A 10,734-nucleotide genomic window follows, 5' to 3' on the forward strand; every position below is an offset into this window, starting at 1 on the left:
CTCGGCGCAGACCCGCAGGGCGAGCAGGAGCTGGGCGACGGCGGGCTCCTCGCGCAGCGGCAGGTCGTCGCCGTCGATCTCCAGGGGGACGCCGGCGGCGCCGAGGGCGCGCCGCACGCCCGGTATGGAGCGGGCGCCGGCCCGGACGAGGACGGCCATCTCGCCCCACGGCACGCCGTCCTCCAGGTGGGCGCGGCGCAGCAGGTCGGCGACGGAGTCGAGTTCGGCGCCGGGCGTCGGGTAGGTGTAGACCTCGACCCGGCCGCCCTCGCGGGAGGGCAGGAGGGCGCGGTGCTGGGCGAGCTTGTCGGCGGGCAGGCGGCCCATCGGCATGCGGCGGGCGACTTCGCGGGTGGCGGCGAGCAGGACGGCGCCGGAGCGGCGGGAGACGCGCAGCACCCGGACGTCGGCGGGGTTGCCGTCGGCGCGGCGGAAGGTCTGCGGGAAGTCGAGGATGCCGTTGATGTCGGCGCCGCGGAAGGCGTAGATCGACTGGTCGGGGTCGCCGACGGCGACGAGGTCGCGTCCGCCGCCGGCGAGCCGGCGCAGCAGCCGGACCTGGGAGGGGTCGGTGTCCTGGTACTCGTCGACGAAGACGACGTCGTAGCGAGCGCGCAGGTCCTCGGCGACCTCCGGGCGTTCGGCGAGCAGGACGGCGCGGTGGACGAGCTCGGCGTAGTCGAGGACGCCGCGCAGGTCGAGGACGTCGAGGTAGTCGGCGAGGAAGTGGGCGGCGGCGGCCCAGTCGGGGCGCTGGACGCCCTGGGCGAAGCGTTCGAGCTCGGCCTCGCCGAGGCCGAGCTCGCGGCTGCGGGCGAGGACGGCGCGGACCTCGTCGGCGAAGCCGCGGGTGGTCAGGCAGGCCCGCAGGTCCAGCGGCCACGGGATGCGGGAGCTGCCGAGGCGGGCGTCCTCGGCGCCGCCGGCGAGCAGTTCGCGGACCATGACGTCCTGCTCGGGGCCGGACAGCAGGCGCAGCGGTTCGGCGTAGTCGGCCGGGTCCTGGTTCGCCCGCAGGAGGGCGTAGCAGAAGGAATGGAAGGTAGTGGCCTGCGGGGCGGGGGTGGAGGTGCCGAGGCGGCCGGACATCCGGTCGCGCAGCTCCATGGCGGCCTTGCGGCTGAAGGTGAGGACCAGGATCCGCTCCGGGTCGGTGCCGCGCTCGATGCGCCGGGCGACGGCCTCGACGAGCGTGGTCGTCTTGCCGGTGCCCGGCCCGGCGAGCACCAGCAGCGGCCCGCCGGGGTGCTCGACCACGGCGCGCTGGTACTCGTCCAGCACGGGCGGTGCGGGCTGGACGAGCGGGCTGCGCACGAGCCGGTAGGGGGTACTCACGGAAGATCCTGGGGTCGAACAGGGGCATGGCCGGGGCGGGCCGCGTGGGCCCGCCCGCATCGAGCCTACGATCCTGCCCCGTCAATCCCGTCCGCGTCCCGGATTCAGGCCATCTCGTGCGGGATCGGACGCGGCTGGGTACCGTCCCACCGGGCCCGCTTGAGGTCCACCCGCGGCGGGTCGGCGAGCTCCCGCAGCGGGGTGCCCTCCTCGCCGTAGTGGGCGAGGGCGCGCTGCTCGTGGCCGGGCAGGAACCGCCCGTCGGCGCGGATCACCCGCCACCAGGGCACCGAGCCGCCGTACAGCGCCATGACCCGTCCGACCTGGCGCGGACCGCCCTGGCCGAGGTACTCGGCAACGTCCCCGTAGGTCATCACCCGGCCGGGTGGAATCCGCTCGGTCAGGTCGAGAACCAGTTCGGCGAAGGGCGGCAGGTCCGCCGGGAGGCCGTCGTCGTCAGCGTCCGTCACCTGCGGCATCCTTCCTTACAGGGGCGTGTGCGGAGCCCCGTACGAACGATCCGCCGCGCCCGATCCGGCCCCTGTCCAGCACGGGGGGCCGGGGCATGCCACCATCTTCCGGGGCGGTGAGTGGTGATACGAGGACAAGACCAGATGACCGGGACGGCAGACGTGGGCGCGCACGAGGACTCCGACGAGTCCGCCGCCCGCATGCCCCCAGGTCCCGGCGGTGAGCCCGCTCCCGGGCCCACGCCGGAAGTCTCCCTGATCAAGGACCGCACGATCAAGACCCCCCAGCCGACCGGCCCAGCCCAGACCCCGACCGTGCCGCTGCCCGAGCCCGCCCGGGCCCCCGAGGCGGGTGCGCGTCCCGCGGGCCCGGCCGCGCCGCAGGCCGTCCCCGAGCCGGTGCCCGCCCCCGAGCCCGCGCCCGCCGCGTCGGCCGCCGGGCGCGCGCTCGCGGCCTTCCACGACCCGCTGGACGACACCCCGCACCTGGACGTCGACGAGCCGCTGCTCGCCGCCCGCGCGCACCGCCCGACCGACCTCTTGCGCTTCCTCGCCGGCGTCCTCGGGATAGTCGCCGTCTTCGTCCTGGCCGGCGTCGCGACCTCGACCACCACCGGCATCGAGCAGGACATCGCGACCAACGCGCCGCGCTTCTCCGCCGTGCTGTCGACGATCACCGGCCTGCTCTCCAGCGTCGCGGTGCTCGCCGTGCCGCTGGCCTTCGCGGTCGAGCGGCTGATCAAACGCGACGGCCTGCGGGTCGCCGACGGCGTCCTCGCCTCGGTGCTCGCCTACGGCGTCTCGCTGGGCATCGACTGGTGGGTCGCCGAGGGCGCCTCCGAGCACATCAGGGACGCCCTGACCAGGCTCCCGATGGACAGCAACGGCGCCCTGACCGACCCCGTCCACGGCTATCTGGCGCCGGTGATCGCCTACATGACCGCGGTCGGCATGTCGAGCCGGCCACGGTGGCGGGTCGCCCTGTGGGTGGTGGTGATCTTCAGCGGGATCACCGAGCTGCTCGGCGGCTACACCACCCCGCTGTCGCTGCTGCTCACCGTCCTGATCGGCTGGTCCGTCGCCTACGGCACGCTGTACGCGATCGGCTCCCCCAACATCCGCCCCACCGGGCAGCACCTGATGATCGGCCTGCGCAAGGTCGGCTTCACCCCGGAGAGCGCCCACCGCGCCCCCGACGCGCCCGGCGGCACCCGCCGCTACTACGTCGCCCAGCAGGACGGCCCGCCGCTGGACGTCCACATCATCGACCGCGAGCAGCAGGCCTCCGGCTTCTTCTACCGCGCCTGGCGCCGGCTGCGGCTGCGCTCGGTGGCCGTGCGCCGCAGCCCCCAGTCGCTGCGCCAGGCGTTGGAGCAGGAGGCCCTCATCGCGTACGCGGCGGCGGCCTCCGGCGCCCGCGCGCCGCAGCTGGTCGCCACCTCCGAGCTCGGCCCGGACGCCGCGATCCTGGTCTACGAGAACGTCGAGGGCCGCACCCTGGACGAGCTCTCCGACGACGAGGTCACCGACCAGGTGATGGCCTCGCTGTGGGAGTCGGTGGCCGCCCTGCACGAGCGCCGGATCGCCCACCGCCGCCTGACCGGCGAGTCGCTGCTGGTCGTCGACGACAAGACGGCCTGCCTGGTCAACCTGTCCGGCGGCGACATCGCGGCCACCGACCTGACCCTGCGCATCGACGTCGCCCAGCTGGTCACCACCTTCGCGCTGCGGATCGGCCCCGAGCGCGCCGTCTCCGTCGCCAACGCCGTGCTCGGCGCCGAGCGGGTCGCCCAGGCCCTGCCGCTGCTGCAGCCCGTCGGCCTCTCCCGCTCCACCCGGATCGACCTCGCCAGGCTCTCCAAGGAGCGCAAGACCGCCGCCCGGGCCAAGGCCCTGGAGCAGGTCGCGGCCGGCGAGCGCACCCAGCAGCAGGCCGAGGAGGACATCGCGGCGGCCGGCGAGGACCTGCTCAGCCGCATCCGCGGCCAGATCCTCCAGATCGCCCCCGAGGCCCCGATGGAGCCCGCCAAGCTGGAGCGGCTGAAGCCCAAGAGCCTGATCATGGTGATCGCGCTCACCTTCGCCGCCTACCTGGCGCTCACCACCATCAAGCCCGCCCAGCTCAAGCTCTCCCAGATGAACTGGGCCTGGGCCGCGGCGGCCCTCGCGGCAGCGGCCTTCAGCTACGTCGCCGCGGCGATGAGCCTGACCGGCTTCGTGCCCGAGAAGCTGCCGTTCCGCCGCACCGTGGCCGCCCAGCTGGCCGGCTCCTTCGTCAAGCTCGTCGCCCCCGCCGCGATCGGCGGCATCGCGCTCAACACCCGCTACCTGCAGAAGGCCGGCATCCGCTCCGGCCAGGCGGTCGCCTCGGTCGGCGCCTCGCAGCTGGCGGGCCTGGCCGGGCACCTGCTGCTGCTGTTCAGCTTCGGCCTGATCACCGGCAGCCAGACCAACGGCGACCTCTCCGCCTCCCGCGCGGTGATCATCGGTGTGCTGACCGCCGCCGTGCTCGCCCTCGTCGTGGCCGCCGTCGCCCCGCTGCGCCGCTTCGTGCTCGGCCGGCTGCGCTCGCTGTTCTTCGGCGTCGTGCCGCGCATGCTCGACCTGATGCAGACGCCCAGCAAGCTGGTCACCGGCTTCGGCGGGATCCTGCTGCTGACGCTCTCGTTCACCGCCTGCCTGGACGCCTCCGTGCAGGCCTTCGGCGGCAACGTCAGCTTCTCGGCCGTCGCGGTCGTCTTCCTGACCGCCAACGCGGCCGGCTCCGCGATCCCCACCCCGGGCGGCATCGGCCCGGTCGAGGTCGCCCTGATCGGCGCGCTCACCGTCGCCGACGTCTCCCCCGCCGTCGCCACCCCGGCGGTGTTCCTCTACCGGGCGCTCACCTTCTGGCTGCCGGTGCTGCCCGGCTGGATCGCCTACAACGTGCTCCAGCGCAAGCACGCGCTCTGACGACGCCGCACAGACGACGGAGGGCCCCACCGCCGAGCGATGGGGCCCTCCTGTGTACGTGCCGGGCGGCCTAGTAGACCGGCTTGTGCGGCTCGATCTGGTTCACCCAGCCGAGCACGCCGCCGCCGAGGTGCACGGCGTTCGAGAAGCCCGCCGCCTTGACCACGGCCAGCACCTCGGCCGAGCGCACGCCCGACTTGCAGTGCAGCACGATCTTCTTGTCCTGCGGCAGCTTCTCCAGGGCGTCGCCCATGAGGAACTCGTTCTTCGGGATCAGCACCGCGCCGGGGATGCTGACGATCTCGTACTCGCCGGGCTCGCGGACGTCGATCAGGAAGATGTCCTCCTTCTCGTCCTGCCACTCCTTCAGCTGCTTCGAGGTGATCGTCGAACCGGCGGCGGCGGCCTGCGCCTCCTCCGACACGACGCCGCAGAAGGCCTCGTAGTCGATCAGCTCGGTGACCGTCGCGTTCTCGCTGCAGACCGCGCAGTTCGGGTCCTTGCGGACCTTCACCTGGCGGTAGTTCATCTCCAGGGCGTCGTAGATCATCAGCCGGCCGACCAGCGGGTCGCCCACGCCGGCCAGCAGCTTGATGGCCTCGGTCACCTGGATCGAGCCGATCGACGCGCACAGCACGCCCAGCACGCCGCCCTCGGCGCAGGACGGGACCATGCCCGGCGGCGGCGCCTCCGGGTACAGGCAGCGGTAGCAGGGGCCGTGCTCGGCCCAGAACACGCTGGCCTGGCCGTCGAAGCGGTAGATCGAGCCCCACACGTACGGCTTGCCGAGCAGCACCGCGGCGTCGTTCACCAGGTAGCGGGTGGCGAAGTTGTCGGTGCCGTCCACGATCAGGTCGTAGCCGGAGAAGATCTCCATGACGTTGGAGTTGTCGAGGCGCTCCTCGTGCAGGATCACGTCGACGTAGGGGTTGATCTCCTTGACCGAGTCGCGCGCCGACTCCGCCTTGGAGCGGCCGATGTCGGACTGGCCGTGGATGATCTGGCGCTGCAGGTTCGACTCGTCGACCACGTCGAACTCGACGATGCCGAGGGTGCCCACACCGGCCGCGGCGAGGTACATGAGCGCGGGCGAGCCGAGGCCGCCGGCGCCCACGCACAGCACCCTGGCGTTCTTCAGCCGCTTCTGCCCGGCCATGCCCACGTCGGGGATGATCAGGTGGCGCGAATACCTGCGGACCTCGTCAACGGTGAGCTCGTCGGCCGGCTCGACCAGGGGTGGCAGCGACACGGAAACTCCGATGGTCGTCGGTTTCAGGTGGCCGGGGCCAGCCTGTCTGTGGGCATGTTGCTCCGCCACTCAGGTGGCTCTGCTACGCCAACAGTGTCACGCCCCTCCGGTATTCCGAGACAGCCCGTCCGATGGGCGAGACGGGCGGCGTCGGATCGTGGACCCCGCCGCACGGGTCCCCGGACGCCGCCCCGACCCCCTCCCAGCGGGCCGCACGCGCCCGCCGGGCCGCCGCCCGCTCCGCTCAGACCCGGCAGGCCGTCTCCAGCCAGACGTCCCCGAGCGACTCCTCCAGCGGCACCTGCGTCCGCCATCCGAGACGGTCCCTGGCGGTGCGCACGTCCGCCTGCCGCCACGGCACCGGCTCCCCCGCGGCCGGCCGGCCCTCGGCCCGCGGGCCCTCCGGGCGGTGCCCCGGAAGATACGGCCCCGGCCCGTGCCCGGGCAGGTGGTCCCCGCCCGCCGCGACGGCCTGCGCGGGCAGCAGGACCTGCCGGTTCTCCTCCACGACGGACCCCTCGAAGCCCGCCGCCCGCACCAGCAGCTGGGCCGCGTCCCGGGCCCGGACGGCGTGCCCGCTGCCGATGTTGATCACCCCGGTCGCGGCCGACACCGCCGCCGCCTGGATCGCCCGCGCGACGTCCCGCACGTCCACGAAATCCCGGTATCCGGACAGGTCCGGCATCCGCACCTGCGACTCGTCGCGCTCCAGCGCCCGGCGCAGCCCCTCCGCGAGCCGTCCGAACAGCGAGGCGGTCGGCGCCCCCGGACCCACCACGTCGAACACCCGCAGCACCGCCGCGTCCAGGCCGGAGGCCAGCACCAGCTCCGTCCCGGCCAGCTTGGACACCCCGTACGGGCCGACCGGCCGCGGCTCGGCCTGCTCCGACACCGGCACCCCGCCGGGCACCGGACCGTACTCGGCCGCCGAGCCGACGTGCACCAGCCGGGCCGGCTCCCGGCTGCGCCGGATCGCCTCGCACACCGTGGCGACGGCCAGCGTGTTCGCCCGGATCAGGGTGCGCGAGCTGCCGTAGGTGGCGCCCGCGCAGTTGATCACCACCTGGGGGGCGACGGCGTCCAGGAAGCGCGCCAGCGCGCCCGGGCTGCCGGTGGTCAGGTCGAAGCGGATGTCGGCCGAGTCGCGCCGGCCGAGCACCGTCACCTGCAACTCCTGGTCCAGCAGCAGACGGTCGGTGACGCGGCGGCCGATGAAGCCGTCGGCACCCAGCAGCAGCACCCTCATCGGGGGTGTCCTTCCACGAAGCGAGGTCGGGGACGACCTGGCGGGCTGAAATCGGAGACGTACGGAGGCCGGGTTCGACGGCCGGGGTCCAGGGGTGGGGCGGTACGGGTCAGCGGTGCGCCTCGGCCCGGCCGAGCACCGCCCAGGCGTACCCGAGCAGCACCGCCGCGACGGCGCCGCCGCCGAGCAGCACCGCCGCCGGGCCGCCGCGGCCGAGCCCGAGCACCGCCAGGGCGGCAGCGGGGCCCGCGAGCGCGCCCAGCGCGGCGGCGGTCCACCGGCCGCAGCGCGCCAGCAGCGCGGGCAGCACCAGCAGCAGGCCCAGCACGCCCTGCGCCGCCCACGGGAGCGCGCCGGAGCGCTCGGCGGCCAGGTGCAGCAGCCCGCCGCCGTGGGGCGGCCCGGGGCGCGGGGCGACGACGGTGAGCACGGCGAGCGCGGCGAAGGTCAGCACCGCGAGGACGGCGAGGTGCAGGGCCACCGCTACGGGCAGCACCGGCCGCATCCGGGCCCGGAACTCGGCCAGCGTGCCGGCCGCGCCCAGGTGGCCGCGACCGACCTGGCGGTACCAGCGGGCCGCCCGCTCGGCCGACCCGGCGGACACGGCGGCCGCGAGCGCCAGGGCGATGGTCAGCGGGGCGGTCCCCGCCGGGCAGCGCGGAAGGCAGCAGCAGGAGGGCCGCCAGGCCGAGCCCGTGGGCGAGGGCGGCGGGGCGCCAGCGGGTGCCGGTGCCGGGCGGGGCGGGCTCGGGGCCGAGGCCGTCGGGGGCGGCGGGGCCGGCGAACGGCGGGCGGGGCGGTCCTGCCGGGGGGTCCGCGGCGAGGACGGGGACCAGCACGAGCGGCACGGCGGCGGTCAGCAGCACCGGCCAGCGCGCCCCGAACCAGGCCACCGCCGCGCACGGCAGCGCCGCCAGGGCGGCGGCGGTGAGCGTGGCCCGGGCGGCGGCGCCGCACTCCCGGCGCGGGGGCTGCGGCTTGCCCGAGACCACCCCGCGCGGCACGCGCGCGTACAGCTCGTCGGCCAGCGAGAACAGGTCGGCGTGCCGGCAGCGGGCCGCCGCCTCGGGGCCGAGGCCCGCCTCCTCCAGGCCGGCGGCGATCTCCAGCGGGTCGACGGCGCGCTCGCACAGCGCCCGGTGCTCGGCCATCACCTCGCGCACCGGATCGCCGGAGGGCCGACCGCCACCGCCGGCCGCCGCGCCGCCCGCGGACATCAGACCGCCTCCGCGAGGGCGCCGGGGCGTTCCTGCGCGCCGTCGTCGCCCTCGTCGGCGTCGGCCGCCTCGTCCGGGGTGCGCCTGGAGGCCGCTCCGTCCGCGCCGCCGCGCAGCCAGAACTCGGCGGGCCGGGCGAACGGGCGGGGCCGCTCGCCCGGCGCGCCGCCGCCCCCGCCGTCGGGGAAGGCCGGGAACTGCGAGACGAGCTCCAGGTAGATCTCCCGGAAGGCGCCGATCACCGGTTCGACGGCGAAGCGTTCCTGCGCCCTCAGCCGTCCGGCGACCCCGAGCCGCGAGCGCCGCTCCTCGTCGCGCAGCAGCGCCAGGCAGGCGCCGGCCAGGGCGCTCGGGTCGCGCGGGGGCACCAGCAGCCCGGTCGGCCCGACCACCTCGCGGGCCACCCCGACGTCGGTCGACACGACCGCCCGGCCGCTCAGCATGGCGTCCGCGAGCAGCCGCGGCCGGCGCTGGGCGAGCGCGGAGAACACGGCCACCGTGCCGCTCTCCCAGGCCTCGGCGAGCGAGCCGGGCCGTCCGGCGAAGTCCACCGCCGCCGTGATCCCGAGCCGTTCGGCCAGCGCCGTGCAGTGCGCGAGGTAGCCGGGCCGCGTCTCCTCGCCGTGGACGACGAGCCGGGCGTCCGGGAGTTCGGCCCGCACGCGGGCGAAGGCGTGCAGCATCAGCTCGGTGTCCCGGCCGGGCTCCAGCGCGCCCGCCCAGGTCAGGGTCGGTGCGGCCGGCTCCGGCCCGGCCGCCGGGCGGGTCACGGCGGGCGTGCCCTCGTACACCACCCGGGTGCGCGCCGGGTCGGCCCCGCAGCGGCGCTGCCACTGCTGGTCGTGCGCGCTGCCCGGGGTCAGTATCGCGGCCTGCCGGTACGTCTCCTCGGTGAGCGCCCGGAAGAACGCGAGCAGCAGGGCCCGGACCGGCCAGCGGTAGGGCGCCTCGCGGTAGCCGAGGTACTGCTCGCGCAGGTGCAGCCCGTGCTCGGTGACGACGAACGGGACACCGTGCAGGTGCCGGGCGACGAGGGCGGGCAGCGCGGCCGGGCCGCCGAGCAGGCCGGCGGCGGGCGCGTCCTCGAGTGCGCCGGCGGACTCACCGACAGACTCGCCGGCGGACTCGCCGACGGGGGCCGGGGTCAGGGCGAGGGAGGAGCGGAGCAGCCGGTCCACGAGCGGGGCGATCCGCTCTCCGGCGCGCTCCCGGATGGCGGTGTACACGCCGTACGGCATCGGCACGAGCGGGTCGTCGGCGGGGTCGGTGCGCAGCGGTTCAGCCATGGACCGAAGCTTGCCAGCCGCCACCGACAACGGCCGGGCTTGCGTACACCCGGGCGCGCGAACAGCCCGTCAGGTGCCGGTACGGGGGTGACCGGCACCTGACGGGGGATCGGGGGTCGGGGGCATACGGGGGACGGGTAAGGGAGTCGGGGAGACCGGTCAGGCGCAGGGCACCTGCGGGCCGGGAATGTTGACGATGCCGGAGTTGTTGGACAGGCCGGCGTTGTACTCGTAGTACAGGTAGGTGTAGAGGTCGATCCGGGTGGACGATCCACAAGCCGAATCGGGGGCGACGGTGTAGGTCACGGTGAAGCTGCTGGAGGCGCCGGGCGCGAGCGGCACGTTGTAGCGGGCGATGCCGCCGTGCACGTTCTCGCTGCACCCGTTGGTCTGGGTGCCGCACGCGGTGGCGGAGAACTTGAGGCCCGGCTCCAGGGTGGTCGGGTAGGTCGGCTGGACGCTCTGGTAGACGAACTGGATCGGCGTGTCGTACGGGTTGTTAAGCGTCAGCGTGAGCGTGAACGAGCCGCCCGGTGCGGTCGTCGCCCGGTCCACGACGGCCGTGAGCGGCAGGGGCGCGGCGGCCTGGGCGGGCGCCGCGGAGAGGAGCAGGCCGGCGGCAGCGGCCGGGATCGCGGCGAGAGCGGAACGGCTCAACTGTGTTGTGCGCATGTCCATGGAGCGTAGGGGGCGGTACCGGTTCCGTTGCTTGCCTCCGTCCCGGCTGGTACCGGGTGACGACGCGTAGGCGGACTCGGCGGGCCATTGCGCACACGTTCCGCCCCCGCACCGCCGCCCGGCACCGTATCCTGCCCGCCACGCGATCGGGTGCGCCCCGCAGCCCGCAGCGACAGCACGGCGATCCGGGGCGCCCCGCTCAGGCCCCCGCCCCTTCCTCCGGCGTGACGAACCTCCCGGATCGGGCGGTGAGCGCCCTGGCCTCCTGACGGCCGGCAGGCCTTCGATGTCACGAGACGCG

8 protein-coding genes are annotated in these 10,734 nt (G+C 75.1%); 1 reads left to right on the top strand and 7 read right to left on the bottom strand.

Annotated features, from left to right (window positions below; all coding sequences use genetic code 11):
* Together AB0O00_RS19790 and AB0O00_RS19795 are read right to left on the bottom strand one after the other, a co-directional pair.
* The coding region (locus AB0O00_RS19790) for a UvrD-helicase domain-containing protein (protein WP_363653480.1) at window positions 1-1,335 on the bottom strand (1,335 nt) is incomplete at its 3' end.
* A gap of 104 nt (window positions 1,336-1,439) precedes the next feature.
* Window positions 1,440-1,814, bottom strand: coding sequence for an MGMT family protein (locus tag AB0O00_RS19795; RefSeq protein WP_363653482.1), 375 nt, complete (start codon window positions 1,812-1,814; stop codon window positions 1,440-1,442).
* 135 nt (window positions 1,815-1,949) lie between these two features.
* On the opposite strand from AB0O00_RS19795, the gene AB0O00_RS19800 reads away from it, so the two are divergent.
* Complete coding sequence (locus AB0O00_RS19800; protein ID WP_363653484.1) at window positions 1,950-4,757, top strand: lysylphosphatidylglycerol synthase transmembrane domain-containing protein; 2,808 nt, start codon at window positions 1,950-1,952, stop codon at window positions 4,755-4,757.
* Window positions 4,758-4,827: 70 nt separating this feature from the next.
* Here the strand turns inward: AB0O00_RS19800 and moeZ are convergent, their stop codons facing one another.
* The 5 genes from moeZ to AB0O00_RS19825 form a co-directional block, all read right to left on the bottom strand.
* A complete protein-coding gene (gene moeZ, locus AB0O00_RS19805) occupies window positions 4,828-6,006 on the bottom strand; it encodes an adenylyltransferase/sulfurtransferase MoeZ (RefSeq protein WP_363653486.1) in 1,179 nt (392 codons plus the stop codon).
* A 244-nt stretch (window positions 6,007-6,250) separates the two neighbouring features.
* Window positions 6,251-7,252, bottom strand: a complete 1,002-nt coding sequence (locus tag AB0O00_RS19810; protein ID WP_363653488.1) for an NAD-dependent epimerase/dehydratase family protein — start codon at window positions 7,250-7,252, stop codon at window positions 6,251-6,253.
* Window positions 7,253-7,361: 109 nt separating this feature from the next.
* A complete protein-coding gene (locus tag AB0O00_RS19815; protein WP_363653490.1) occupies window positions 7,362-7,856 on the bottom strand; it encodes a hypothetical protein in 495 nt (164 codons plus the stop codon).
* Window positions 7,857-8,468: 612 nt separating this feature from the next.
* A complete protein-coding gene (locus tag AB0O00_RS19820) occupies window positions 8,469-9,755 on the bottom strand; it encodes a glycosyltransferase (protein WP_363653492.1) in 1,287 nt (428 codons plus the stop codon).
* Window positions 9,756-9,914: 159 nt separating this feature from the next.
* Window positions 9,915-10,427, bottom strand: coding sequence for a hypothetical protein (locus AB0O00_RS19825; protein ID WP_363653494.1), 513 nt, complete (start codon window positions 10,425-10,427; stop codon window positions 9,915-9,917).
* Window positions 10,428-10,734: the final 307 nt, after the last annotated feature.

Origin of the sequence: Kitasatospora sp. NPDC093558 (genome assembly GCF_040683475.1) — a bacterium.
In the GTDB taxonomy this organism is placed as follows: Bacteria; Actinomycetota; Actinomycetes; order Streptomycetales; family Streptomycetaceae; genus Kitasatospora.